Annotated in this window: 25 protein-coding genes; 21 read left to right on the plus strand and 4 right to left on the minus strand. The window is 65.7% G+C overall.

The annotated features are described in order from the left end of the window. Positions 1-203: 203 nt before the first annotated feature. From A6A05_RS00585 to phoB, 16 genes are all read left to right on the plus strand, one after another. The gene (locus A6A05_RS00585; protein ID WP_082910585.1) at positions 204-911 is read left to right on the plus strand and encodes a CHAP domain-containing protein; all 708 of its coding nucleotides are present in this window, start codon (positions 204-206) and stop codon (positions 909-911) included. Between the two features lie 91 nt (positions 912-1,002). After that, entirely contained in the window at positions 1,003-3,108 is a 2,106-nt protein-coding gene (locus A6A05_RS00590) for a putative bifunctional diguanylate cyclase/phosphodiesterase (RefSeq protein WP_172822154.1), read from the plus strand. A gap of 166 nt (positions 3,109-3,274) precedes the next feature. After that, positions 3,275-3,904 (plus strand): LuxR C-terminal-related transcriptional regulator, encoded by a 630-nt coding sequence (locus tag A6A05_RS00595; RefSeq protein WP_068496434.1) that lies wholly within the window; start codon positions 3,275-3,277, stop codon positions 3,902-3,904. Positions 3,905-3,975: 71 nt separating this feature from the next. Beyond that, positions 3,976-4,509 carry a cytochrome b gene (locus tag A6A05_RS00600; RefSeq protein ID WP_068496436.1) on the plus strand — a complete coding sequence of 178 codons (534 nt, stop codon included), beginning with the start codon at positions 3,976-3,978 and terminating at the stop codon, positions 4,507-4,509. Positions 4,510-4,677: 168 nt separating this feature from the next. Beyond that, positions 4,678-5,652 carry a class II fructose-bisphosphatase gene (gene glpX / locus A6A05_RS00605; protein ID WP_068496438.1) on the plus strand — a complete coding sequence of 325 codons (975 nt, stop codon included), beginning with the start codon at positions 4,678-4,680 and terminating at the stop codon, positions 5,650-5,652. An 11-nt stretch (positions 5,653-5,663) separates the two neighbouring features. Further along, positions 5,664-6,605 carry a phosphoribulokinase gene (locus A6A05_RS00610; protein WP_068496441.1) on the plus strand — a complete coding sequence of 314 codons (942 nt, stop codon included), beginning with the start codon at positions 5,664-5,666 and terminating at the stop codon, positions 6,603-6,605. A 21-nt stretch (positions 6,606-6,626) separates the two neighbouring features. After that, positions 6,627-8,624 carry a transketolase gene (tkt, locus tag A6A05_RS00615; RefSeq protein WP_068496443.1) on the plus strand — a complete coding sequence of 666 codons (1,998 nt, stop codon included), beginning with the start codon at positions 6,627-6,629 and terminating at the stop codon, positions 8,622-8,624. A gap of 25 nt (positions 8,625-8,649) precedes the next feature. Beyond that, entirely contained in the window at positions 8,650-9,714 is a 1,065-nt protein-coding gene (gene fba / locus A6A05_RS00620) for a class II fructose-bisphosphate aldolase (protein ID WP_068496444.1), read from the plus strand. Between the two features lie 134 nt (positions 9,715-9,848). After that, on the plus strand, positions 9,849-10,499 hold the full coding sequence (gene rpe, locus A6A05_RS00625) for a ribulose-phosphate 3-epimerase (protein WP_068496446.1): 651 nt from the start codon (positions 9,849-9,851) through the stop codon (positions 10,497-10,499). Positions 10,500-10,584: 85 nt separating this feature from the next. Then, the gene (locus tag A6A05_RS21150; RefSeq protein WP_216635728.1) at positions 10,585-10,707 is read left to right on the plus strand and encodes a KUP/HAK/KT family potassium transporter; all 123 of its coding nucleotides are present in this window, start codon (positions 10,585-10,587) and stop codon (positions 10,705-10,707) included. 158 nt (positions 10,708-10,865) lie between these two features. Further along, positions 10,866-11,897 carry a PstS family phosphate ABC transporter substrate-binding protein gene (locus A6A05_RS00630; RefSeq protein ID WP_068496449.1) on the plus strand — a complete coding sequence of 344 codons (1,032 nt, stop codon included), beginning with the start codon at positions 10,866-10,868 and terminating at the stop codon, positions 11,895-11,897. A gap of 69 nt (positions 11,898-11,966) precedes the next feature. Beyond that, complete coding sequence (gene pstC / locus A6A05_RS00635) at positions 11,967-13,343, plus strand: phosphate ABC transporter permease subunit PstC (protein ID WP_068496451.1); 1,377 nt, start codon at positions 11,967-11,969, stop codon at positions 13,341-13,343. Then, positions 13,336-14,613, plus strand: a complete 1,278-nt coding sequence (gene pstA, locus A6A05_RS00640) for a phosphate ABC transporter permease PstA (RefSeq protein ID WP_068496453.1) — start codon at positions 13,336-13,338, stop codon at positions 14,611-14,613. The genes pstC and pstA overlap by 8 nt, the downstream gene beginning before the upstream one ends. Positions 14,614-14,623: 10 nt before the next feature. Further along, positions 14,624-15,400 (plus strand): phosphate ABC transporter ATP-binding protein PstB, encoded by a 777-nt coding sequence (pstB, locus tag A6A05_RS00645; protein ID WP_068496455.1) that lies wholly within the window; start codon positions 14,624-14,626, stop codon positions 15,398-15,400. 13 nt (positions 15,401-15,413) lie between these two features. Beyond that, positions 15,414-16,106: a phosphate signaling complex protein PhoU gene (gene phoU / locus A6A05_RS00650; RefSeq protein ID WP_068496457.1), complete on the plus strand. Its 693-nt coding sequence runs from the start codon at positions 15,414-15,416 to the stop codon at positions 16,104-16,106. After that, the gene (gene phoB / locus A6A05_RS00655; RefSeq protein ID WP_082910586.1) at positions 16,103-16,810 is read left to right on the plus strand and encodes a phosphate regulon transcriptional regulator PhoB; all 708 of its coding nucleotides are present in this window, start codon (positions 16,103-16,105) and stop codon (positions 16,808-16,810) included. Before phoU ends, phoB begins: the two co-directional genes overlap by 4 nt. Here phoB and A6A05_RS00660 read toward each other — a convergent pair. Then, a complete protein-coding gene (locus A6A05_RS00660; RefSeq protein WP_082910587.1) occupies positions 16,807-17,199 on the minus strand; it encodes a bacteriohemerythrin in 393 nt (130 codons plus the stop codon). The genes phoB and A6A05_RS00660 overlap by 4 nt on opposite strands. A 107-nt stretch (positions 17,200-17,306) precedes the next feature. Here A6A05_RS00660 and A6A05_RS00665 point away from each other — a divergent pair, with 107 nt between their 5' ends. After that, positions 17,307-18,173, plus strand: coding sequence for a class I SAM-dependent methyltransferase (locus tag A6A05_RS00665; RefSeq protein ID WP_068496460.1), 867 nt, complete (start codon positions 17,307-17,309; stop codon positions 18,171-18,173). Here A6A05_RS00665 and A6A05_RS00670 read toward each other — a convergent pair. Then, the gene (locus A6A05_RS00670; RefSeq protein ID WP_156520830.1) at positions 18,149-18,550 is read right to left on the minus strand and encodes a bacteriohemerythrin; all 402 of its coding nucleotides are present in this window, start codon (positions 18,548-18,550) and stop codon (positions 18,149-18,151) included. The genes A6A05_RS00665 and A6A05_RS00670 overlap by 25 nt on opposite strands. A gap of 133 nt (positions 18,551-18,683) precedes the next feature. Between A6A05_RS00670 and A6A05_RS00675 the strand changes: the two genes are divergently transcribed. Both A6A05_RS00675 and A6A05_RS00680 read left to right on the plus strand, forming a co-directional pair. After that, the gene (locus A6A05_RS00675; RefSeq protein ID WP_068496465.1) at positions 18,684-19,352 is read left to right on the plus strand and encodes a hypothetical protein; all 669 of its coding nucleotides are present in this window, start codon (positions 18,684-18,686) and stop codon (positions 19,350-19,352) included. Continuing rightward, on the plus strand, positions 19,349-20,695 hold the full coding sequence (locus tag A6A05_RS00680) for a cryptochrome/photolyase family protein (protein WP_068496467.1): 1,347 nt from the start codon (positions 19,349-19,351) through the stop codon (positions 20,693-20,695). The genes A6A05_RS00675 and A6A05_RS00680 overlap by 4 nt, the downstream gene beginning before the upstream one ends. A gap of 5 nt (positions 20,696-20,700) precedes the next feature. Here the strand turns inward: A6A05_RS00680 and A6A05_RS00685 are convergent, their stop codons facing one another. Both A6A05_RS00685 and A6A05_RS00690 read right to left on the minus strand, forming a co-directional pair. Then, on the minus strand, positions 20,701-21,408 hold the full coding sequence (locus A6A05_RS00685) for a Crp/Fnr family transcriptional regulator (RefSeq protein WP_068496468.1): 708 nt from the start codon (positions 21,406-21,408) through the stop codon (positions 20,701-20,703). Then, a complete protein-coding gene (locus A6A05_RS00690) occupies positions 21,405-21,857 on the minus strand; it encodes a YaiI/YqxD family protein (RefSeq protein WP_068496470.1) in 453 nt (150 codons plus the stop codon). Before A6A05_RS00690 ends, A6A05_RS00685 begins: the two co-directional genes overlap by 4 nt. A 75-nt stretch (positions 21,858-21,932) precedes the next feature. Between A6A05_RS00690 and ccoG the strand changes: the two genes are divergently transcribed. Together ccoG and tpx are read left to right on the plus strand one after the other, a co-directional pair. Then, positions 21,933-23,429, plus strand: a complete 1,497-nt coding sequence (gene ccoG / locus A6A05_RS00695) for a cytochrome c oxidase accessory protein CcoG (RefSeq protein ID WP_245644106.1) — start codon at positions 21,933-21,935, stop codon at positions 23,427-23,429. A 102-nt stretch (positions 23,430-23,531) separates the two neighbouring features. Beyond that, positions 23,532-24,035, plus strand: a complete 504-nt coding sequence (gene tpx / locus A6A05_RS00700) for a thiol peroxidase (RefSeq protein ID WP_068496472.1) — start codon at positions 23,532-23,534, stop codon at positions 24,033-24,035. Positions 24,036-24,142: the final 107 nt, after the last annotated feature.

Consider the following 24,142-nt stretch of genomic DNA (forward strand, 5'->3'; position numbering starts at 1 on the left):
ATTGAAACGGCGGCATCATACGCCCAGACCCGTTCCCGGCAAACCCCCAGCCCGCCTGGCCTGTGCGTATTTATCCACAAGCCCCCCTGTGCGTATCCGACATAATGAAAAATTCCCTAAAATTTGAGTCAAAAGTGGTTGCCATCGGCTTTCTTCATCGACACAATCGGCGCAACTGATAAGGCAACGAACGGGAGGGATGGATGAGGAAGGCAATGCTGCGCATCGCGCTGACGCTGATTTTGTCGGTGCTGTCGCTTCCTGCTTTCGCCATCCAATGCGTACCCTACGCCCGCGAAGTTTCCGGCCTTCAGCTGAAGGGTGACGCCTGGCAGTGGTGGAATGCCGCCGCCGGAATCTACGAGCGGGGCCGCACCCCGCGCGAAGGTGGCGTACTGGTGTTCGCCCGTCAGGGCAAGATGCGCCATGGCCACGTCTCGGTGGTGACCCGCGTGGTCAGCAACCGCGTCATCCTGGTCGATCACGCCAATTGGGCGCCGATCCGCAGCACCGGCCGCGGTGAAGTCACCACCAACGTCTCCGTCATCGACATGTCGCCGAAGAACGACTGGAGCCAGGTGCGCGTGTGGTACGCCGCCGTCGGCGATTACGGCAACCGGACCTATCGCACCGACGGTTTCGTCTGGCAGCCCGGCAACCTTGGCAATTCCAAGAAGCCGGCCATCCAGCAGGCAGCCCTGACCCGCGCGGTCGAAATGTTCCCCGAGCCGCAGGCCACCAAGGCCGAGCCGGTGGCCGTCGCCCACACGGTCGCCGTTCCGGCTGCCATCACCCAGCCGGCCGAGATCGAGGTCGCCGCCGCCCCGGCCGCCACCACCGACACCGGCATGGTCCGCGTCGCCAAGGCGATGTTCCGCCGCGCCGCCGCCGACGCCCTGCCCTTTAACTAATCCGCCTTTTGTCGCCGCACCCCATCGGATATGGTAGGGCCGCAACGGTTCTTCCTTGGGGTTTCGCGACAGGATGAAACTTGCCCACGACATGTCTGTTCCCACCCCGCACGAGCTTGACCAACTGGTCGATCTTTGCGGTGACCTGCTGTGTCTGTGTCGGGGCAGCCGCATCGCCTGGATCAACCGTGCCGGCGCCGACCTGTTGGGCCACGCTGCCGCTGACCTGATCGGCCGCCCCTTCACCGACCTGCTTCACGAAGATCACCGCACCCGTCTGCGCAAGGGGCTTGACCCGCTGGCCGATCCGTCGTGCGGCGCGCCTCTGATGCTGCGGGCCGCCGACGGGGCCTGGCATACCATGCGGCTGTCGGGACGCGATCTGGGCGACGGGGCCTTCGCCATCGCCGCCTGCGCGCTGAGCGGCTCGATTCCGGCGGTGGATTCGCTGGTCCGCTCGGTCCATCGGCTGGAGGAGCGCACCCGCGAGCTCAGCCGCATCGCCCGCCGCAACGACTTGTCGGCCCAGGTGTTCCAGACCGCCTCGGAAGGCATCATGGTGCTGGATTCCGACCTGCGCATCACCACCGTCAATCCCGCCTTCACCCAGATCACCGGGTGGCTGCCGTCGGAAGTGATCGGCCGCAAGCCGCCGCAATTGACCCAGGACGGCATGGACCACCAGGCCGGCCTGCTGATGTATGACACCGCGCGCACCTCGGGCCGCTGGCAGGGCGAGCAATGGAACGTGCGCCGCGACGGCGAGCGTTATGCCGAACGCGTCGGCATCTCGACCATCCATGACGAGGAAGGCGAGCTGCGTCAGTACGTGGTGGTGTTCTCGGACATCACCCAGCGCAAGCTCGACGAGGAACGCATCCGCAAGCAGGCGAATTACGACGCCCTGACCACCCTGCCCAACCGCGCCTTGTTCCTGGACCGTCTGGCCATGGCGGTCAGCCAGGGCGAACGCAACGGCCAGATGGTCGGTCTGATGTTCATCGACCTCGACGGCTTCAAGCTGGTGAACGACACGCTGGGCCACGACATGGGCGACCTGCTGTTGCAGGAAGCCGGCCGCCGGCTGTCGGGCTGCATCCGTTCCGGCGACACCGTGGCCCGCCTGGGCGGCGACGAGTTCACCATCTTGATGCCCAATCTGGGCACCTATCAGAATGCCCCGCTGGTAGCCGGCCGCGTGCTGGAATCCCTGAAGAAACCGTTCGACCTGGCCGGCAAGGAAGCCTTCGTGTCGGGCTCGATCGGCATCACCGTGTTCCCGGACGATGCCGGCGATGCCGCCACCATGCTGAAGAACGCCGACGCCGCCATGTACCGTGCCAAGGAACTGGGCAAGGCCAACTTCCAGTTCTACACCGCCGACATGAACGCCGCCGTCGAAGAGCGTCTGGCCATCAAGAACGGCCTGTTGCGCGCCATCGAGCTGGATGAACTGGCGCTGCATTTCCAGCCCAAGCAGGATTTGAACACCGGGGCCATCACCGGCGTCGAGGCGCTGCTGCGCTGGAACGCGGCCGATCTGGGCGTGGTGTCGCCGGCCAAGTTCATTCCGGTGATGGAGGAATCCGGCCTGATGGGCCGGATCGGCGAATGGGCTATCGACGCCGCCTGTCGGCAATATCGGTCATGGACCGATCGCTCGATGATGGCGCCGCGCATCGCCATCAACCTGTCGGTGCGCCAGTTGCGCGCCCCCGGTTTCGTCGAAATGGTCGAACGCATCCTGCACCGCTGCGGCATCGGCCCCGAGGCGCTGGAATTCGAGATCACCGAAGGCATGGTCGCCAAGGACACCAAGAACGCCGTCGCCCTGTTGAACCGCCTGTCGGACATGGGCATCCGCCTGTCGATGGATGATTTCGGCACCGGCACCTCGTCCTTGTCGGTGATCCGCATTTTCCCGGTCGATTCCATCAAGATCGACCGCGCCTTCATCGCCGACCTGGGCACCGACCCTGACAGTGCGGCCATCACCCGGACCATCATTTCCATGGGCCATTCGCTAAGGCGGCGCATTATCGCCGAAGGTGTCGAGACCAAGGACCAACTCGACGCGCTGCGCGACATGGGCTGCGACGAAATCCAGGGCTATGTTCTGGCCCCGCCGCTGCCAGCGGCCGAGTTGGAGCGGGTGCTGATGACCTTGGGCAACGGGCAGCCACCCGATTCACCCTAGATTCACTCCAATGTACCCCCCTTTCGGGGGGTTTTTTGTTATGCTGCAGTGCAAGGGTAGGACAAAACCTACTCTTTTCATTTGCGTTTCCGGATAATAACGCTAATATACCCTCCCACTGGGCAGGGCCATTGGGAGTCCGTGCGCCCGGGAGGAAACAAACACAATGGGCGCGCAAGCCAACCGACCGATCGACATCGTCATCGCCGAGAAAAATCCGCTTTTGCAAAGCAGCCTCGTCAAACTGTTCGCAGGGGACGAACGATTTTGCCTGGTCGCCGTCACCGACGACGGCGAACGCTTCATGGAAGCGGTCGAGCGTCTGCCGTTCGACGTCGGCATCATCGGCTGGGAAATGCCCTATATGGACGGCCGCGCCGTGCTTCAGGCGATGCGCGGCAAGGCCGACAGCCCGCGCCTGATCGTCTATACCGGCAGCCCCAACCCCGACGTGCCGCGCCAGGCCATGACCCTGGGCGCCGCCGGCTTCTGCTCGAAGCGCGAGCCGCCGGAACAATTGATCGACACCATCCAGGCGGTGGCCGCCGGGCGCATGGTGTTCCCGTTCATCGACGTCTCCAGCCTGGCGTCCGACCCGCTGGCCGGCCTGACGCCCAGAGAACGCGAGTTGCTGGCCGCCTTGGCCGGCGGCCTGACCAACCAGCAGATGGCCAGCCAGCTGGACATTTCGCTCAACACCGTCAAGTTCCACCTGAAGAACCTGTACGACAAGCTGGGCGTCGGCAACCGCGCCCAGGCGGTGGCCTTCTACCTCAAGGGCCGCGATAACAGGTAAAGCGCGGTTCAGGCAGCGTTCATGTCGTCTTGGCGAGAATGGGACATTCCCATTCTCGCGGAGACACGCTGATGAAACCCGTCACCTACAATCCCACCATCAAGACCCTGCATTGGCTGATGGCCTTGCTGATCATCGGCCTGTGGGTGCTGGGCCAGGTGATGGGCGAACTGCCGAAGGGCGACTTCCGCGGCCAGGTGTTCGGCTGGCACAAGGAACTGGGCGTGGTGATCCTGATCCTGGTGTCGGCTCGCCTGACCTGGCGTCTGGGCGCCGGAGTGCCGGCCCTGCCCGACACCATGCAAGGGCGCGAACGAGCCGCCGCCCATGCCGGCCATATCCTGCTGTACCTGCTGATGATCCTGCTGCCCATCGACGGCATCTTGCTGTCGCAAAGCGGCGGCCGGGCGGTGATGCTGGCCGGCTGGCAGCTTCCCACCCTGATCGGCAAGAACGAGGGCCTGCACGAATTGTTCGAGGGCGCGCACGAGGTCATGGCCTGGGGCCTGGCCATCCTGCTGCTCGGGCATGTCGGCGCGGCGCTGCGCCACCATTATATCCTGCGCGACACGGTGCTGACCCGCATGCTTCCGGGTAGGGACTGACCACCCAGTCGTTCACGGTGTGACAGAAATATTGACTCCCCCTCCCCGCTCGGGCAGGTTGACGCCCCTCCACAAGAGATTGGCGTCACCTCCGGGTGGGTGTTCCCTCCGTGGCCCCTCCCGACGACAGTAAGGAAAAACAGAATTCCTGTGGGAGGAAGCCTGGGGATGACGGAGCTGAAGGACGTGCGGACCAGCCGCATGATCTCTGCCTACGATCTGCGCCGCGCCACCGAGGCCGCCGCCCGGGCTGCCTATGCCTGGATTGGGCGTGGCGACAAAAGCCAGGGTGATTCGGCGGCCATTTCCGCCCTTGAATCCGAATTGGCCAATCTGGGCCTGGACGCCCGCATCCTGATCGGCGAAGGCCCGCGCGAGGAAACCAGCCAGCTTTACCACGGCCAGCGTTTCGGCGATCCCGGCCGACTGGTTCGCTGGGACATCGCCGTCGATCCGGTCGAAGGCACCAGCTTCCTGGCCAAGGGCATGACCAACGCCCTGGCCTGCCTGGCCATCGCGCCGACCGGCACGTTGTTCGCCCCCGGCCCGGCTTTCTATATGGAAAAGTTCGCAGCCCCCCCGGCCGCCAAGGGTCGCATCGACCCCGACGCTCCGGTCGAGGACAAGCTGAAGGCGCTGTCCGACATCCTGGCCAAGCCGGTCGAGGACCTGACCATCTATGTGCTGGAAAAGCCGCGCCACCGCGATCTGGTCGAGCGCATCCACGCCCTTGGCGCGCGCGTCGCGCTATATCCGGCCGGCGATGTCGCCGGCGCGCTGATGGCGGCCATTCCTGGCTCGGGCATCGACGCCCTGATGGGCACCGGCGGCTGCCCCGAGGGCATGCTGTCGGCGGCAGCCATCAAGGTGATGGGCGGCGAGTTCATGGCCCGCATCGACCCGCAGTTGGCGACCGAACGCCGTGCCGTCGAAGCCGCCGGCATCGACCAGCAGCGCTGGTGGAAGGTGGACGAGTTGGTCCGCTCGGACGACGTGGTGTTCTGCGCCACCGGCATCACCACCGGCCTGCTGCTGGAAGGCATCGAGCGCACCGCCACCCACGAACGGACCCAGACCCTGCTGGTGGGCGGCGGCGCCGACGAGCGCCAGTTGCTGACCAGCTGGCATCGGCGCGCAAAGTGAGGGACCCGATCATGCCCAACAATCGCGTCGTCGATCGCCCGATCATTCTGGGTCTTGTCGGCGATTCCGCCGCCGGTAAAAGCACGCTGGCCAAAGGGATCGTGTCGATCCTGGGGCCGGACCGGGTGGCCTTGCTGCAATCGGACGATTACCACCGTTATTCCCGCTCGGAACGGCGCCGCTTCGGCGTCAGCGCCCCGGACCCGGCCGCCAACTATCTGGACATCCTGGAACAGCATGTCTGCTTGCTGCGCCAGGGCAAGCCCATTCTGAAGCCGGTCTACGACCACATGCGCGGTACGCTGGAACGCCCCGTTCTGCTGGAACCCAAGCCGTTCATCATCGTCGAGGGCTTGCTGGGCTACCACACCCGGGCACTGCGCGACTGCTTCGACGTCAAGGTGTTCGTCGATCCCGACGAGGCGCTGCGGGTCAAGTGGAAGATGGCCCGCGACTGCGCCGAGCGCGGCTATAGCGAGGACGAGGTCAAGCTGTCGCTGGAGCGCCGCGCCGAGGACAGCCAGGCCCATATCCATCCGCAACGGACCTTCGCCGACATCGTGGTCCGCTTCGCCCCGCCCGAGACCCAGCCCGATGAATGCGGTGCGCGCTTGAATGCCCGCCACCTGCTGCGCCCGACCCTGCCCCACCCCGATCTGGGCCCGGTGCTGGATGCCGGCGGCAAGTCGGGCTTCCGTCTGGCCCTGGCCCGCGACACCGACGGTAAGCCGGTCGATGTGCTGGACATCGCGGGCGACATCGAATCGCGACGCGCCAAGGCGGTGGAAGACCTGCTGTGGAGCCTGATCCCCGAGGCCCACCATCTGCGCGCCCCCCTGGGCCAGTTCATCGACCATGCCGGCCAGCCGGCGCAAAGTCACTCGCTGGCCCTGTCGCAATTGCTGCTCACCTACCACCTGGTCAAGGCCGCCCTTGGCCATTTCGCCCGTTAACCGGTAAAGGACCCCCCGACGATGAACGCTTCCGCGCCTTCCACCGCCACTCTCGCCGAAATGGCCAACGCCATCCGCTTCCTGTCCATGGACGCCGTCGAAAAGGCGAAGTCGGGCCATCCCGGCATGCCGATGGGCATGGCCGACGTCGCCACCGTCCTTTACACCAAGTTCATGAAGTTCGACGCCAAGACCCCGCGCTGGGCCGACCGCGACCGCTTCGTGCTGTCGGCCGGCCACGGCTCGATGCTGCTTTACGCCCTGGGCTACCTGACCGGCTATGAAGACCTGGACATCGACCAGCTGAAGAATTTCCGCCAGTTGGGCTATCGCACCGCCGGCCACCCGGAATTCGGCCATGTCGCCATCGCCGACACCACCACCGGCCCGTTGGGCCAGGGCATCACCAACGCGGTCGGCATGGCGCTGGCCGAGGCGATGCAGGCGGCCCGCTTCGGCAGCGGCATCGTCGATCACTACACCTATGCCATCGCCGGTGACGGCTGCCTGATGGAAGGCATCAGCCAGGAAGCCATCACCATGGCCGGCCACTGGAAGCTTTCCAAGCTGATCGTGCTGTGGGACGACAACCACATCTGCATCGACGGCGACACCTCGCTATCGACCTCGGACGACCAGGCCAAGCGCTTCGCCGCCGCCGGCTGGAACACGCTGGCCTGCGACGGCCACGATTTCGCCGCCATTGAAAAGGCCATCGAGGCCGCCCGCAAGTCCGACAAGCCGACCCTGATCGCCTGCCGCACCACCATCGGCAAGGGCGCCCCCAACAAGTGCGGCACCGAAAAGGTCCACGGTGCCCCCCTGGGTGCCGACGAGATCAAGGCCGCCCGCGACGCCGCCAACTGGCCCTATGAGCCCTTCGTGATCCCCGAGCATGTGCTGGCCGCCTGGCGGGCCGCGGGCGCGCGCGGTGCCTCTGCCCGGGCCGATTGGGACGGCCGGGTCGCCAAGATGGATGCGGCGGCCAGGGATCTGTTCACCCGCACCAACGAAGGCCGCCTGCCCGAAGGCTGGCAAAGCGTGATTTCCGACTTCAAGAAGAAGATTTCCGCCGAGACCCCGAAGGTCGCCACCCGCAAGGCCAGCCAGGACGTGCTGGAAGTGGTCACCGCCGCCATTCCGGAAATGATCGGCGGTTCGGCCGACCTGACCCATTCCAACCTGACCGACACCAAGGCCTGCAAGCCGTCGATCAAATCCGGCGAGTTCGCCGGCCGCTACATCCATTACGGCATCCGCGAGTTCGGCATGGCCGCCGTGATGAACGGCATCGCCCTGCATGGCGGCTTCGTGCCCTATGGCGGCACCTTCCTGATCTTCGCCAACTATCTGTGGCCGGCGCTGCGCATGACCGCCCTGATGGAGCAGCGGGTGCTGTTCGTGCTGACCCACGATTCCATCGGTCTGGGCGAGGACGGCCCGACCCACCAGCCGATCGAGACGGTGGCGGCGCTGCGCGCCACCCCCAACACCCTGGTCTTCCGCCCGGCCGACGCCGTCGAGACGGCGGAAGCCTATGAAGTTGCGCTGCTGAACGAGACCGGCCCCAGCTGTTTCGCCCTGTCGCGCCAGAACCTGCCGACGGTGCGCACCACCCACACCGACGAGAACCTGACCGCCAAGGGCGCCTATGTGCTGGCCGAGGCTGAAGGCAAGCGGCAGGTGACGCTGCTGGCCACCGGCTCGGAAGTGTCGATGGCGCTGGAGGCCCGCGCGCTGCTGGCCGAAAAGGGTGTGGCGGCGGCCGTGGTGTCGATGCCGTGTTGGGAGCTGTTCGATCGCCAATCGAAGGAGTATCGTTCCAAGGTCCTGGGTGAAGGCACGGTCCGGGTGGCCGTCGAGGCGCTCACCACCTTCGGCTGGGAACGCTATGTCGGTCTCGACGGCGCGGTGATCGGCATGACCGGTTTCGGCGCGTCTGCCCCGGCCGACAAGCTGTACCAGCACTTCGGCATCACCGCCCAAGCGGTCGCCGATGCGGCCCTGGCCCGTCTTTAAGAGTTTCGATTAGGGAGAAGAAATTATGGCTCTCGTTTCCTTGCGCCAGCTGCTCGACCACGCGGCCGAGAACGGCTATGGCCTGCCGGCGTTCAACGTCAACAACATGGAGCAGGTCAAGGCGATCATGGAGGCCGCCCAGGCGACCAACAGCCCGGTCATCCTGCAAGGCTCGGCCGGCGCGCGTAAGTATGCCGGCGAGGCCTTCCTGCGCCACCTGATCCTGGCCGCCCTGGAAGCCTATCCCGACATCCCGGTGTGCATGCACCAGGATCACGGCACCAGCCCGGCGGTGTGCGCGCGCGCCATCCAGTCCGGCTTCTCGTCGGTGATGATGGACGGCAGCTTGAAGGATGACGGCAAGACCCCGTCGGATTGGGATTACAACGTCAACACCACCCTGGCGGTGGTCAAGATCGCCCATTCCTGCGGCGTTTCGGTGGAAGGCGAGCTGGGCTGCCTGGGATCGCTGGAAACCGGCCAGGCCGGCGAGGAAGACGGCGTCGGCGCCGAAGGCACCCTGGATCATTCCCAGCTGCTGACCGACCCCGACGAAGCCGCCGCCTTCGTCAAGCAGACCCAGGTGGACGCGCTGGCCATCGCCATCGGCACCAGCCACGGCGCCTACAAGTTCACCAAGAAGCCGACCGGCGCGGTGCTGCGCATCGACCGCATCAAGGAAATCCACGCCCGCATCCCCACCACCCATCTGGTGATGCACGGTTCTTCCTCGGTGCCGCAGGATTGGCTGGAGATCATCAACAATTACGGCGGCGACATGGGCTCGACCTATGGCGTGCCGGTGGAAGAGATCGTCGAGGGCATCAAGCACGGTGTCCGCAAGGTCAATATCGACACCGACCTGCGCATGGCCTCGACCGGCTCGATCCGCAAGTTCCTGGCCGAACACCGCAAGGAATTCGACCCGCGCAAGTATTACAAGGTCGCCCAGGATGCCATGGTCGGCATCTGCAAGGCCCGTTACGAGGCGTTCGGCGCCGCCGGCCAGGCTGCGAAGATCAAGGTCAAGAGCCTGGAAGAGATGAGCAACGCCTATGGCAAGGGCGCGCTCGAGCAGAAGATCAACTAAAGCCACCCGCTCCCCATCCCGTCACCCCCGCGCAAGCGGGGGTCCAGGGGGGCCATCCGGCGGTTGCCGGTCGCTCCTGGATGCCCGCCTTGGCGGGCATGACGGGTGGTTGTTGCCAAACGCTGGAGACACCCATGTCCGTTCTGATCGCCCCATCCATCCTGTCCGCCGACTTCGCCCAATTGGGAGCCGAAGTGAAGGCCATCGACGAGGCCGGCTGCGACTGGATTCATATCGACGTGATGGACGGCCATTTCGTCCCCAACCTGACCTTCGGCCCGCCGGTGATCAAGGCGATCCGGCCGTGGACAAAGAAGACGTTCGACGTCCATCTGATGATCGACCCGGCCCAGCCCTATCTGGAAGATTACGCCAAGGCCGGCGCCGACCTGATCACCGTCCATGCCGAGGCCGACAAGCATCTCGACCGCTCGCTGCAATTCATCAAGTCCCTGGGCAAGAAGGCCGGCGTGTCCTTGAACCCGCACACGCCGGAAGGGATCATCGAATATGTCCTGGACCGCCTGGACATGGTGCTGGTGATGAGCGTCAACCCCGGTTTCGGCGGCCAAAGCTTCATCGAGAGCCAGTTGGAGAAGATCGCCCGCATCAAGCGGATGATCGGCTCGCGGCCCATCGACATCCAGGTTGACGGCGGTGTGACCGCCGACAATGCCTGGAAGGTGATGGCGGCCGGGGCCACCTGCCTGGTGGCCGGCTCGGCGGTGTTCAAGACCAAGGATTACGCGGCCAACATCGCCGCCATCCGGAATTCCAAGGGGTAGGTTCCCGCCCCCGCCAAATCCATATGGAGCCTTTACGGGAACCGGCGCCAATCTGGCCGCCGGTTCTTTCGTTTCAAGGCTCTCCATGTCTGTCGCATCCTCGTCCTTCGACACCAAGCGCCTGGCCGCTTTGTGCCTGGGCGCCACCGGCATCGTCTATGGCGATATCGGCACCAGCCCGCTTTACGCCATCAAGGCTCGACGCTGAAAGCCGCGCCGGCTATACGGATTCCTTATGACGATGACGAGTGTCACAAAACCTTCATCATTCCATCGCCGTTCTGTAACACAGGGTGACTAGAGTGACGTCGCCAAAGCCTGCCCGGCTTGTGGCAACGATTCATTCGCTCGAACGGAGGAAATTCAATGAGCAAGAAACTGGCCGTCGCGGCCATCGCGCTCGCCACTGTCGCCTTCGCCGGCGCCGCCCAGGCCCGCGACCAGATTCGCATCGTCGGCTCGTCGACGGTCTATCCGTTCACCACCGCGGTGGCCGAGCAGTTCGGCAAGGCCGGCAAGTTCAAGACCCCGGTGGTGGAAAGCACCGGCACCGGCGGCGGCTTCAAGCTGTTCTGCGCCGGTATCGGCCCGGATCACCCGGACCTGACCAACGCGTCCCGCGCCATCAAGAAGAGCGAAGTCGAGACCTGCGCCAAGAACGGCGTCGCCGACATCGTCGAGATGAAGGTGGGTTATGACGGCATCGTGCTGGCCGCCTCGAAGAAGGCCAAGCACATGGACGTCACCCGCGCCCAGATCTTCCTGGCCCTGGCCAAGGACATCCCGCAGGGCGGCAAGCTGGTGCCGAACCCCTATACCATGTGGAACCAGATCGACCCCAAGCTGCCGGCCCAGAAGATCGAAGTGCTGGGTCCGCCGCCGACCTCGGGCACCCGCGACGCCTTCATCGAGCTGGTGATGGAAGTCGCCGCCGAGACCTTCCCCGAGCTGAAGGACCTGAAGAAGACCGACGAGAAGGCCTTCAAGAAGGCCTATGCCTCGATCCGTGAGGACGGCGGCTATGTCGAAGCCGGCGAGAACGACAACCTGATCGTTCAGAAGCTGGACGCCAACCCGAACGCCTTCGGCATCTTCGGCTATTCGTTCCTGGACCAGAACGGCGACAAGCTGCAGGGTTCGATGGTCGACGGCGTCGCGCCGGCCTTCGAGGCCATCGCCGCCGGCAAGTACCCGGTGTCGCGCCCGCTGTTCGTCTATGCCAAGAAGGCCCATGTCGGCCAGATCCCCGGCATCAAGGAATACCTGGCCGAGTACACTGCGGAAAAGGCCTGGGGCAAGACCGGCTATCTGGCCGACAAGGGCCTGATCCCGATGCCCGATGCCGAGCGCAAGGAATGGGCCGCCAAGATCAATGGTCTTGAAGCCCTGAAGATGTAAGAGTACCCAGGCGGCCGCCCTTTCCCCGATGGGCGGCCGCCCCTTTTTCTTTCCGCGTGGAAAGCCGTCATGACGCTGTTCATCCTGACCGTGGTTCTTCTGGCCCTGACCGTGCTGGGCTATCGCCTGGGGCGCGGCCGCGCCCTGGCGGTGGTCGAGGGTCATCCCCGCCAATTGCACTCATTACCAAGCTATCACGGTTATTGGGTCGCCCTGTGGTGCGGCCTGCCGGCCTTGGCGGTGATCTCGGCCTGGCTGGCCTTCGAGCCGGCCCTGCTGCACGCCCTGGTCCTGGCGGCCCTGCCCGCCGAGTTGCAGGCCTTGTCGGACGAGCGCCTGGCCCTGGTCTATAACGAGGTGCGCAACGTCGCCCGCCACGGCCACCCGGCAAGCTCGGCCGCCGTCGCCGAGGCCGCCCGCCACTATGCCAGCCTGCGCCAGATCCTGTTCATCTCGGTCGCCACCGGTGCGTTGGCCTTGGCGGTGGCCGGCCTGGCCCATGCGCGGGCCCGCATCACCGTGTCGTTGCGCACCCGCAACCGGGTCGAAACGATCATCCGGGTGTTCCTGATCGCCGCCTCGCTGGTGGCGATCCTGACCACCGTCGGCATCGTACTGTCGTTGTTGTTCGAATCGATCCGCTTCTTCCAGGCGGTGTCGATCTGGGAATTCCTGTTCGGCACCTCGTGGAGCCCGCAGATGGCGATCCGCTCGGATCAGGTCGGCAGTTCGGGCGCCTTTGGCGCCGTGCCCCTGTTCGCCGGCACGCTGCTGATCGCCGGCATCGCCATGATCGTCGCAGTGCCGCTGGGCCTGCTGTCGGCGGTCTATATGTCGGAATATGCCGCTCCGAAGTTCCGCGCCATCGCCAAGCCGCTGCTGGAAGTCCTGGCCGGCATCCCCACCGTGGTCTACGGCTTCTTCGCCGCCCTGACCGTCGCCCCCTTCCTGCGCGACGCCGGCAGCGCGATAGGCCTGTCGGTCGCCTCGGAAAGCGCGCTGGCCGCCGGCCTGGTGATGGGCATCATGATCATCCCGTTCGTGTCGTCCCTGGCTGACGACGTCATCACCGCCGTGCCGCAAAGCTTGCGCGAAGGATCGTATGGCCTGGGCGCCACCAAGTCGGAAACCATTACCCAGGTGGTCCTGCCGGCGGCACTGCCCGGCATCGTCGGGGGCGTCTTGCTGGCCGCCAGCCGCGCCATCGGCGAGACCATGATCGTGGTGATGGCCGCCGGTCTGGCCGCCAACCTGACCGCCAACCCCCTGGAAGCGGTCACCACCGTCACCACCCAGATCGTCACGCTTCTGGTGGGCGACCAGGAATTCGACAGCCCCAAGACCCTGGCCGCCTTCGCCCTGGGCCTGGTGCTGTTCACCGTCACCCTGGCCCTGAACGTGGTCGCCCTTTCCATCGTCAACCGGTATCGGGAAAAGTATGACTGACACCAGCACCGCCGTTCCGGCCGCGACGCGCCAGTCGATCGACACCGCCGCCGCCCATCTCAAGCGCCGCTATCGCGCCGAACGCCGCTTCAAGGCGGTGGGCTTGGGCGCCATCTTGCTGGCGATGGGCTTCCTGGTCCTGCTGCTGTGGACCATCATCTCGAATGGCGCCTCGGCCTTCATGCAGACCTATATCCGGGTCGACGTGACTTTCGACGCCGCCGCGATCGACGGCGACGACCTACCCGGTCTGGTCAAGAGCTCGATCCAGCAGCGCTTCCCGGCGGTGGAAAGCCGCTCGGAAAAGCGCGAGCTGGCCGGCCTGCTGTCCAGCGGTGCCGACCTGGATATCCGCCGCGCCCTGGCCGCCGACCCGTCGGTCAAGGGCACCACCCAGCCCTTGTGGATGGTGGCGTCCGACGATGTCGACATGGCGATGAAGGGCTATGTCTCGCGCCAGCCCGGCCTGGCCGGCAACCGCCTGACCGACCGCCAGATCGCCTGGCTGGCCGAACTCGAGGCCGCAGGCGCGGTCAAGAAACGCTTCAACACCATCTTGCTCTCGTCGGGCGACTCGCGCGAGCCGGAACTGGCCGGCCTCTGGGGCGCGGTAGTCGGCTCGGTGTTCTCGCTGGCCATCACGCTTCTGGTGTCGTTCCCGCTGGGCGTCGCCACCGCGGTTTATCTGGAAGAATTCGCCCCTAAGAACCGCTGGACGGCGCTGATCGAGGTCAACATCAACAATCTGGCCGCCGTGCCCAGCGTGGTGTTCGGCCTGCTGGGCCTGGCGATCTTCCTGAATTTCCTGGGCATGCCGCGCTCGGCGCCGCTGGTCGGCGGCCTGGTGCTGGCACTGATCTGCCTGCCCACCATCATCATCGCCGGCCGCGCCGCCCTGAAGGCGGTGCCGCCCTCGATCCGCGAGGCCGCCTTGGGCCTGGGCGCGTCGAAGCAGCAGGTGGTGACCGACCATGTGCTGCCGCTGGCCATGCCCGGCATCATGACCGGCACCATCCTGGGCATGGCCCATGCCCTGGGCGAGACCGCACCGCTTCTGATGATCGGCATGGTCGCCTTCATCGTCGATATCCCGGCCACGCCGCTGGACCCGTCGGCGGTGCTGCCGGTCCAGGTCTATCTGTGGGCCGACAGCCCGGAACGCGCCTTCGTCGAGCGAACCTCGGCGGCGATCCTGGTGCTCTTGGTGTTCCTGGGCGCCATGAACCTGGCGGCCATCATGCTCCGCAAGAAATTCGAACGCCGCTGGTAGGACCCAAACGATGACCCATCTCCCGTCCCGCCTTGCCAAGGTTTCCGCCCGTGACGTCAATGTCCATTACGGCGAGAAACACGCATTGAAGCATGTCGATCTCGACATCCGCGCCAACGAGGTCACCGCCTTGATCGGGCCTTCGGGCTGCGGCAAGTCGACCTTCCTGCGCTGCATCAACCGCATGAACGACCAGATCGAGAACGCCCACGTCTCGGGCGCGCTGACCCTGGACGGCCAGGACATCTACGACAAGGGCATCGACGTGGTGCAGTTGCGCGCCCGCGTCGGCATGGTGTTCCAAAAGCCCAACCCCTTCCCCAAATCGATCTTCGACAACGTCGCCTATGGCCCGCGCATCCACGGCCTGGCCCGCGATCAGGCCGAGTTGGACGAGATCGTCATGACCAGCCTGGAAAAGGCCGGCCTGCTGACCGAGGTCCGCGACCGCCTGGACGAGCCCGGCACCGGCCTGTCGGGCGGCCAGCAGCAGCGTCTGTGCATCGCGCGCGCCATCGCCGTCAGCCCGGAACTGATCTTGATGGACGAGCCCTGCTCGGCCCTGGACCCGATCGCCACCGCCAAGGTCGAGGAACTGATCGACGAATTGCGTGAGAATTACACCATCGTCATCGTCACCCACTCGATGCAGCAGGCCGCCCGCGTGTCGCAGCGCACCGCCTTCTTCCATCTGGGCGAACTGGTCGAGGTGGCCGACACCGAGCAGATTTTCACCAATCCCCAGCATCCGCTGACCCAGGGCTACATCACCGGCCGCTTCGGGTAAGGACACGCGCATCATGACCGAACATACCGTCAAATCCTTCGACGACGAGTTGACCCACCTTTCCAACACCATCTCGCGCATGGGCGGGCTGGCGGAAGCGCAACTGGCCGGCGCCCTGCAGGCACTGGCCAACCGCGACAGCGACCTGGCGGTGCGCATCGCCGCCTCGGACGCCCAGGTCGATGTGCTGGAACAAGACGTCCAGCATTTCACCGTCCGCCTGCTGGCCCTGCGCCAGCCGGTGGCGGCCGATTTGCGCCACATCGTCGCCGCCTTGAAGATCGCGTCCGAGTTGGAACGCATCGCCGACTATGCCGCCAACGTGGCCAAGCGCTCGCTGGTCTTGAACCAGCAGCCGGCGGTCAAGCCGGTCGGCGCGGTGATCAATCTGGGCCGGCTGGTTCAGACCATCTTGAAGGACATCATGGACGCCTATGTCGAGCAGGACGTGGCCAAGGCGATCGGGGTGTGGAACCGCGACGAGGAGGTCGATGACCTCTATACCGGCCTGTTCCGCGAGCTGATCACCTACATGATGGAAGACCCGCGCACCATCACCGCTTGCACCCACCTGATGTTCATGGCCAAGAATATCGAGCGCATCGGCGATCACGCCACCAACATCGCCGAAACCCTGCATTTCCTGGTGGTCGGCACGCCGCTGAAGGGTGCCCGCCCCAAAGGTCCGTCCGTCGAGGCCCAATGATGACCAAGCCGCTGATTCTGATCGTCGAGGACGAGGCCGCCCTGGCCACCATGCTGCGCTACAACCTGGAAAAGGACGGCTATCGCGTCTGCGAGGCCGGCGACGGCGAGGAAGCGCTGGCGGTGGCGTCGGAAAGGAAACCCGACCTGGCACTGCTGGACTGGATGCTGCCCAGCCTGTCGGGCATCGAGGTGTGCCGCCAGTTCCGCCGCAAGGCGGCGACGCGCGACATGCCGATCATCATGCTGACCGCGCGCGGCGAGGAAGGCGACAAGATCCGCGGTCTCAATACCGGGGCCGACGATTACATGACCAAGCCGTTCTCGATCCCCGAACTGATGGCCCGGGTCCGCGCCCTGTTGCGCCGTGCCCAGCCGGTGGCGGAAAAGGGCAGCCTGGCCTTCGCCGACATCCGCATGGATTTGGCGGCCCACCGCGTCACCCGGGGCGACCGGGCCATCCATCTGGGCCCGACCGAGTTCCGCCTGCTGCAATTCTTCATGGGCCATCCCGGCACGGTGTTCAGCCGCGAGGAATTGCTGAACTCGGTGTGGGGCCCCGACATCTATGTCGAGCCGCGCACGGTGGACGTCCATATCCGCCGCCTGCGCAAGGCGCTGAACGGCGAAACCGGGGCCGAGCCCGATCTGATCCGCACGGTGCGCGCCGCCGGCTATTCGCTGGATATGGACGAGAGCGCTTAGACCCGATGCAGGTGGTCGAGGATCTTCTTGTCTTCCTCGACGATGTGCCGATAAAGCCAGACGTTCAAGAACCGCTCGATATCGACCGGGCTGCGCTCGTTCTGGCCCAGGGCCAGTTCCTCGCGGAACTCGCGCACTTCGTCCAAAAGACTTTGATGCAGGCGCTCGTGGACATGCACCGCCGGAATGTGGATGTTGCGCATCACCCGTTCTTCGTGGGCGAAATGGTCGGAAACCTGCTCGATCAACTGGTCCAACCCGTCCAGCAGCGCATCCTTGGTCAGGCCGGCATTGATGGCGGCGAACAAGGCTTCGGCGGAGTTGATCAGGGCATGATGCTGGCGGTCGATCGAGACCACGTCGACGCTTAGTGCTTCTTTCCAGCTCATCGAGAATCCACCCTGTGCACACCCAGGATAGTTTTAGAGCAATCTTAATTGATCATGCAACACCCTCGGGGCATCGCTGCCGGCGGCACGCCAAATCCGAGGAACCGATGACCGACTGGGCCGAAACCTACGACCAATCATGGGCTGCCCGCGAGGCGGTCTTTGCCGCCTTGCTGGAACAAGAAGACAGCCTGGCCCGGGTCCTGGCCCGCTTCGACGATTTCGAGCGCGCCCATCGATTGCTGACCAAGGACGGCGAGGTCCGCTATTTCGCCAAGCCACAGGCCCCCGATCCGATCGGCGCGATGAACCCCACCACGCCGCAGGCGTTCCACGGCCAGATGCTGGCGGCATCGGACTATTTCGAGTTCCGCCGCGACCGCTTGCTGGCCGACCTGTCCCAGACCGCCGATTGCGTGATCGAGCTGGGCAGCGGCTATGGCCGCCAAGTGTTCGCCATGTGGCTGGCCGGGGCCAATGCCCAGGCCCGGTACGTGGCGGCTGAACCCTCGGCCATCGGCCGGCGGCTGACACAGCGCCTGGCCGCCCTGGAACCACGCCTGAAGCTGGAATGCCACCCGTTCGACTTCCGCAGCGCCACCTTGCCGGCCGTCGCCCCCGATCAGCGGGTCCTGCTGTTTTCGTCGTGGGCGTCGATGTATGCAGCGCCCCTGGACCGTTCCCTGTTCCGGGCCATCGCCGCCCATCCCGGTCCGGTGACCTGCGTGTTCATTGAACCGTTCGGGTTCCAGGTCAACCCGCACGCGCCGTTCGCCGCCCAGCAACGGGGGCAGATGGAAGCCCAAGGCATGAACACCGATTTCTTCGAGGCCTTGCGTGAAGAAGGCGCCGCTGCCGGGCTGGAACTGGTCAGCGTCGCCCCCGACCTGTTCGGCCGCACCGACGAGACCTTGCAACTGGCCTCGGTCATCATCGCCGAGAAGGCGGGTCAGGACGCCTGCGCCGAACTGTAATTGGCCAGGATCATGTCCTCGTTCAGCAATTCGCGGAAATAGACGCTTTCCAACTCGCCCAGGATGCTGCTGGCCAATCCCAGATTTTCGTCGGACAAGGCCCGTTCCAGGTCGATGACCTTGTCACGGGTGGCGGCATGCTTGGCCTGGTGGACGGCCGCACCGGGAAAGCCCAACCGGGTCATCATCTCACCCTCGACGTCGAAATGGCCTTCGACCTTGGCGACGAAATCGCGCGCCATCGCCAGGGCGGCCCGCACCGACTTGGCATGCACCGCTTCGGACAGGTCCCCCATCAGGTAGAACATGTCGCGATGTGCCTCATCAAGGGCGGCAACCCCGACATTCAGACCGTCCATCCAAGGTAGGCGATGCAAGGCGACCTCCGGCACACCCTCAACTATTCGATTATAGGCCCAGCCGGGGGCTCGGGCGCAATCGGGTAAACGCCCTTATTGGGGCTATGTCGGATGGTTGCGTCCCCCACCCCGGCTCGGTCATCATGGCCCCATGCTGCTCAACCTTGTCCACCTGCTGCCCGACCCGTCCGGAGCCCTGATCTGCCCCAAGGAACGGCTGGTGGCGTTCGCCGATCCGTGCCGGGACGGCGACAAGGCCAAGACGATCGGCGACACCATCAAGCGGGTGGCGGCATTGCTGCGCCAGCGGCGCCCGGCCCGGGTGGTGTGGATGGGCCACGCCCTGCCGACCCTGGTCGAGGCCACCGGCACCCACAAGGACGACCTGATCCGTTTGATCGACGGAACCGAGTGGTGGTGGATATCGGATCAGGCAGTGCCGCCCGACCTGCCCGGCCAGTGCGGAGCGGAACTGAAAGCGGGCGGACTGACGTTCCTGGCCAGCCCGACCAGCGGCCGCTTGCCCGGCGAGGTCAATGCCGGCCTGTCGCCGCAAGCCTCGTGCGATGGCGCCACATATTCTTGCTATGTGCTGGACGGCCGCCGCCTGATTCTGCCGGCCTTCGGCCCGCGCCCGGATGGCGGGTGCGACGTGATGAGCCCGCCGATCCAGTCGTTGTTCCGCCGCCCGTTCCAGGTGCTGATGCTGGCGGGCGGGCGAATCCTGACCCGGCCGCGATCGCGCCTGGACGGCGCCAAACCGGCGACGAGCGGCGGCGGCGGCAGGCGATTGTCGCTGTTCGGAGATTCCGAGCCATGAGTGAACGTCCGGTCCTGGTCTGGCTGCGCCGCGATCTGCGCCTGGCCGATCACCCCGCCTTCCAGGCCGCCGCCGCCCGAGGCCCGGTCATCGCCGTCGCCATCGACGATCCGTCCGCCCCCTGGGCGCCGGGGGGCGCCAGCCGATGGTGGCGCCATCACGCCTTGGACGAACTGCGCCGCAACCTGGGCGGCGCCCTGGTGGTGCGCCGCGGCGACACCGTCTTGCAACTGGCCCGGCTGGCCGCCGAATGCCAGGCCAAGGCGGTGTGCTGGACCCGCCACCCGGAACCGCACGAACAGGCGGCCGAGGCGGCCCTGGCCGCCGCCCTGGACGGCAGCGGCACCGAACCGGTCGCCTGCCCCGGCGACATGCTGTTTGCGCTGGGCGCGGTCACCGGCACCCAGGGGCAGCCGCTGAAGGTTTTCACCGCCTTCTGGCGGTCCGCCCTTCGATTGCCGGCGCCGCCGGCGCCGCGGCCGACGCCCGCCTTGCGTCATCCGTCCAGCCTGCCGCCCGGCGACGATTTGCCGCCGCTGCCCAGTCCGCGCTGGTGGGACGGCCTGGCCCGCACCTGGCTGCCGGGGGAAGTCCAGGCCCAGGCCCGCCTGAATGATTTCCTGTCGAACCGGCTGGATGGCTATGCAAGCCTGCGCGACCGGCCCGATCGCGACGGGACCTCGGGCCTGTCGCCCCATCTGGCCTTCGGCGAGATCTCGCCCCGGCAGGTATGGCACGCCATCCAGGCCCGCGCCGCCAGCCCGGGGGCCGAGACTTTGCTGAAACAACTGGTGTGGCGCGAGTTCAGCCGTCATCTGCTGGCCCGCCATCCCGACCTGCCCGACCGGCCGCTCGACCTCCGTTTCGCCCGCTTTCCGTGGCGCGAATCGGCCTCCGATTTCGCCGCCTGGAGCATGGGCCGCACCTTCATCCCCATCGTCGATGCCGGCATGCGCCAATTGTGGGCCACCGGCTGGATGCACAATCGGGTCCGGATGATCGTGGCCTCGGTCCTGGTCAAAAGCCTGATGATCCCGTGGCAGCAGGGCCAGGCCTGGTTCTGGGACACGCTGGTCGATGCCGACCTGGCCAACAACGCCGCCTCGTGGCAGTGGGTGGCCGGTAGCGGCGCCGATGCCGCCCCCTATTTCCGCATCTTCAACCCGATCCTGCAGGGCGAGAAATTCGACCCGGCCGGCGATTATGTGCGGAACTGGGTGCCAGAGCTGGCCGATTTGCCGGCCAAGCTGATCCATCGGCCGTGGCTGGCCGGTCGCCCGGCCCCGATCGTCGATCTGGCCGCCGCGCGCGAGCGGGCCTTGGCCGCCTATCGCCGGATTTAGTTCCCCTATTCGCCGGCAGCCAGGCGGTCCAGCCGGTCGCGATCCAGCCGGAAGCAATTGGTGGACACTTCCGTCACCACACCCTGGCGCTTGAAGTCGGCCACCGCCCGGCTGGCGGTTTCGGTGGTCAGCGACAAGATGGCGCCAACATCCTCGCGCCCAAGCAGGCGGATCGGCTCTTCGCCGGTCAGGTTGGCCAGATGCAGGAACAGACGGGCCAGCCGCTGGCGGGCGGTGCCGGTGTTCAGGTCGGTCAGCCATTCGTCGGCCAGCTTCAAGGATTGCGACCATTTGGCCATCAATTGACGGTGCAGGCGCGGCGTCTCGCGGTTCAGCCGCTCGACCACCTCGCGCGGCAGGCGGCAGACCAGGGCCGGCTGCAGCACCTGGGCCGAATGCTCATAGGCGCCGCCGGCCAGAACCTCCAGCCCGGCCACCGACCCCGATCCCAGCAGGCGCACGATGCGCTGGCCGCCGTCCGGCATGTATTGCATCAGCTTGATCAGCCCCGAGCGGATGGTATAGGCGGCGACGCCGTCGTCGCCGGCCTGATACAGAAAGCCGCCGGCTTCGATCAGCACCTCCTCGATGGGAACGTGGATCAGTTGGAAATCGGCCTCTTGCAGGTCGGCGAACAGCACCAGGTCGCGAATGCCGCAGGTCTTGCACTCGGCCTTGCCCAGCCAGGCGGCATCGATCTGCCCGCGCTTCATTCCCGGCTCTCCCGCTTGATCTGTTGTATCAGCCGCTCGATTCCATCCAGAAAGCGCGAGCGATCCTGCCGGGTGAAGCCAGCCGGGCCGCCGGTCACCGCGCCGGTCTCACGCAAATCCTTCATCAGGTCCCGCATCGCCACCTGCATGCCGATGGAATTGTCGTCGAACACCCGCCCGCGCGGATCGATGGCCTTGGCCGCCTTGGCCAGCGCGCGGGCCGCCAGCGGAATGTCGGCGGTCACCACCACGTCGCCCTGTTCGGCCCGGTCGGCGATGACGTCGTCGGCGGCGTCGGCCCCTTCGGGCACCACCACCTGCTCGACCAGCCAATGGTCGATCCGGTGCCAGCGGTTGGACACGATCAACACCGGCAGCCGGTGGCGATCGGCCACCCGCAGCACCTCGTCCTTGACCGGGCAGGCATCGCCGTCGATGAGAATTCGCATGGTCCCCACACCATAGACGCATGGCGGCTCGGTGACAAATGTCACTGAAGCGCAAGCAAATATGCGTTAAACCTGATGTCGGGACAGGAGGACCAGGACATCACCATGAACGCGCACATCGACCCCAGCAACGTGCCCGTGCGTCCGCGCACCCAGGGCGAGGTTCCCTTTTACCGCGAGAAGGGCCAGGCGGTCCCGCGCGCCGTCAAGGGGGTGTTCCGAAGCTTGAAATGGTGGGCCGGCATCGTCTTGCTGGCTTGGTGGTATCTGGGTCCGTTCCTGCGCTGGGACCGCGGTCCCGACGCCCCCGGCCAGGCCATCTTGCTGGATATGGCCGGACGGCGGGCCTATTTCTTCGACATCGAAATCTGGCCGCAGGAAGTCTATTACGTCACCGGCCTGTTGCTGATCGCCGCCGTCAGCCTGTTCCTGATGAGCGCGCTGGCCGGCCGCGTGTGGTGCGGTTTCCTGTGCTGGCAGACCGTCTATACCGACCTGTTCCAGAATATCGAAAAGTGGGTGATGGGCGACCGTACCGCCCGTATCAGCCTGGCCCGCGCCCCGATGAGCGCCGAAAAGGCGGCCAAGACCGCCATCGTGGTGGGGTCGTGGTTCGTCATTTCGCTGTTCACCGGCCTGGCCGCGACCTTGTGGTTCGGCGACGCCTTCCAGCAGATTCGCGACTTCTTCACCCTGGATGCCGATCCGGCGGTCTATCTGTTCACCGCCATCATCGGCGGCTTCTGCTTCCTGCTGGCCGGGTTCGCCCGCGAGCGGGTGTGCGTCTATATGTGCCCCTATTCGCGTTTCCAGTCGGCGATGCTGGACGAGCATTCGCTGGTGGTGTCCTACGAGACCTGGCGCGGCGAACCGCGCGCCCCGGCCCCGGCCGACCTCAATTTCACCGGCCGCGGCCATTGCGTCGATTGCAAGATGTGTGTCCAGACCTGCCCGACCGGCGTCGATATCCGCTGGGGCAACCAACTGGCCTGCATCGGCTGCGGCATGTGCATCGACGCCTGCGACCAGGTGATGGAAAAGTTCGGACTGCCCAAGGGCCTGATCAGCTATGATTCCAGCGCCCGCCTGCATGCCCGCGAGCACAAGACCGAAGCCCCCGGCTTCAAGGTGATCCGGCCGCGCACCCTGATCTATGGCGGCCTGCTGGCCATCGTCGCCGCTGTCATGCTGACCAGCCTGCTGACCCGCGAGACCACCACCGTCAACATCTTGCATGAGCGCACGCCTTTGTTCATCCAGATGTCCGACGGGTCGGTGCGCAACGCCTATGTCTACAAGGTGCTGAACATGATCCGCGAGGACCGCGTCTACACCCTGCGGGCCGAGGGTCTGCCCGGCCTGACCCTGGAACGGGTCGGCGGCACCGGCAAGGGCCAGGAACTGGAGCTGGCGGTCGACAAGGACACCGTCGGGACCTTCCGCCTGTTCGCCACGGTGCCGGAATCGGCACTGACCGGCAAAAGCGCCACCATCACCTTCGTCCTGACCGAGAAGGACAAGGCCGGCAAGCCGATCAGGAATGAATCGCTGTTCGCGGGACCGGGGCGGTAACGCCCAGAGCGGATCGTAAGACCGGGGGTAATGTCCCGGTCTTGCCGCGGCCGGCTTTTTTCACCACACTGCTAGGCCAACCAACAAAGGAGGACCGTCGCGATGGCCACCATCACGCTGAAGGGCAACCCCGTCAACACCAATGGCTCCCTGCCGGCCATCGGGTCCAAGGCGCCTGATTTCAAGCTGACCAAGACCGACCTGGGCGATTGCTCGCTGGCCGATTTCGCCGGCAAGACCGTCGTTTTGTCGATCTTCCCCAGCGTCGATACGCCGACCTGCGCGACCAGCGTGCGCAAGTTCAACGCCGAAATCGACAAGCTGGGCAACGCCGTGGTCATCTGCGCCTCGGCCGATCTGCCGTTCGCCCATAAGCGCTTCTGCGGCGCCGAGGGTCTTGAGCGCGTGGTGTCGGCGTCCGACATGCGTGACAAGGCGTTCGGCGAGCGCTTTGGAATCAAGATCGTCGATGGCCCGCTGGCCGGCCTGCTGGCCCGCGCGGTGGTTGTGATCGGCGCCGACGGCATCGTCAAGCACACCGAACTGGTGGGCGAAATCGCCGACGAACCCAATTACGCCGCCGCAATCAAGGCCGTCACCGGCTGAGGCCCAAAAAGGAATCCCCCCGGTCCTTGCGGGCCGGGGGTAATCCTTCGATTGGATAACCAATGGTAATCCAACTTACCGTGGTTCTCCTACCGACTCCCAAGCAC

Source organism: Magnetospirillum moscoviense, from assembly GCF_001650635.1.
GTDB classification, from domain to species: domain Bacteria; phylum Pseudomonadota; class Alphaproteobacteria; order Rhodospirillales; family Magnetospirillaceae; genus Magnetospirillum; species Magnetospirillum moscoviense.

Coding starts and splice junctions, on each gene's coding strand:
- A6A05_RS21150 (WP_216635728.1), top strand. CDS start 10,585: ATGTCTGTCGCATCCTCGTCCTTCGACACCAAGCGCCTGGCCGCTTTG.
- fba (WP_068496444.1), top strand. CDS start 8,650: ATGGCTCTCGTTTCCTTGCGCCAGCTGCTCGACCACGCGGCCGAGAAC.
- glpX (WP_068496438.1), top strand. CDS start 4,678: ATGACGGAGCTGAAGGACGTGCGGACCAGCCGCATGATCTCTGCCTAC.
- pstB (WP_068496455.1), top strand. CDS start 14,624: ATGACCCATCTCCCGTCCCGCCTTGCCAAGGTTTCCGCCCGTGACGTC.
- A6A05_RS00690 (WP_068496470.1), bottom strand. CDS start 21,857: ATGCGAATTCTCATCGACGGCGATGCCTGCCCGGTCAAGGACGAGGTG.
- A6A05_RS00630 (WP_068496449.1), top strand. CDS start 10,866: ATGAGCAAGAAACTGGCCGTCGCGGCCATCGCGCTCGCCACTGTCGCC.
- A6A05_RS00595 (WP_068496434.1), top strand. CDS start 3,275: ATGGGCGCGCAAGCCAACCGACCGATCGACATCGTCATCGCCGAGAAA.
- A6A05_RS00680 (WP_068496467.1), top strand. CDS start 19,349: ATGAGTGAACGTCCGGTCCTGGTCTGGCTGCGCCGCGATCTGCGCCTG.
- A6A05_RS00585 (WP_082910585.1), top strand. CDS start 204: ATGAGGAAGGCAATGCTGCGCATCGCGCTGACGCTGATTTTGTCGGTG.
- phoB (WP_082910586.1), top strand. CDS start 16,103: ATGATGACCAAGCCGCTGATTCTGATCGTCGAGGACGAGGCCGCCCTG.
- pstC (WP_068496451.1), top strand. CDS start 11,967: ATGACGCTGTTCATCCTGACCGTGGTTCTTCTGGCCCTGACCGTGCTG.
- A6A05_RS00665 (WP_068496460.1), top strand. CDS start 17,307: ATGACCGACTGGGCCGAAACCTACGACCAATCATGGGCTGCCCGCGAG.
- phoU (WP_068496457.1), top strand. CDS start 15,414: ATGACCGAACATACCGTCAAATCCTTCGACGACGAGTTGACCCACCTT.
- A6A05_RS00590 (WP_172822154.1), top strand. CDS start 1,003: ATGTCTGTTCCCACCCCGCACGAGCTTGACCAACTGGTCGATCTTTGC.
- A6A05_RS00685 (WP_068496468.1), bottom strand. CDS start 21,408: ATGAAGCGCGGGCAGATCGATGCCGCCTGGCTGGGCAAGGCCGAGTGC.
- tkt (WP_068496443.1), top strand. CDS start 6,627: ATGAACGCTTCCGCGCCTTCCACCGCCACTCTCGCCGAAATGGCCAAC.
- tpx (WP_068496472.1), top strand. CDS start 23,532: ATGGCCACCATCACGCTGAAGGGCAACCCCGTCAACACCAATGGCTCC.
- ccoG (WP_245644106.1), top strand. CDS start 21,933: ATGTCGGGACAGGAGGACCAGGACATCACCATGAACGCGCACATCGAC.
- rpe (WP_068496446.1), top strand. CDS start 9,849: ATGTCCGTTCTGATCGCCCCATCCATCCTGTCCGCCGACTTCGCCCAA.
- A6A05_RS00610 (WP_068496441.1), top strand. CDS start 5,664: ATGCCCAACAATCGCGTCGTCGATCGCCCGATCATTCTGGGTCTTGTC.
- A6A05_RS00675 (WP_068496465.1), top strand. CDS start 18,684: ATGCTGCTCAACCTTGTCCACCTGCTGCCCGACCCGTCCGGAGCCCTG.
- A6A05_RS00600 (WP_068496436.1), top strand. CDS start 3,976: ATGAAACCCGTCACCTACAATCCCACCATCAAGACCCTGCATTGGCTG.
- pstA (WP_068496453.1), top strand. CDS start 13,336: ATGACTGACACCAGCACCGCCGTTCCGGCCGCGACGCGCCAGTCGATC.
- A6A05_RS00660 (WP_082910587.1), bottom strand. CDS start 17,199: ATGAGCTGGAAAGAAGCACTAAGCGTCGACGTGGTCTCGATCGACCGC.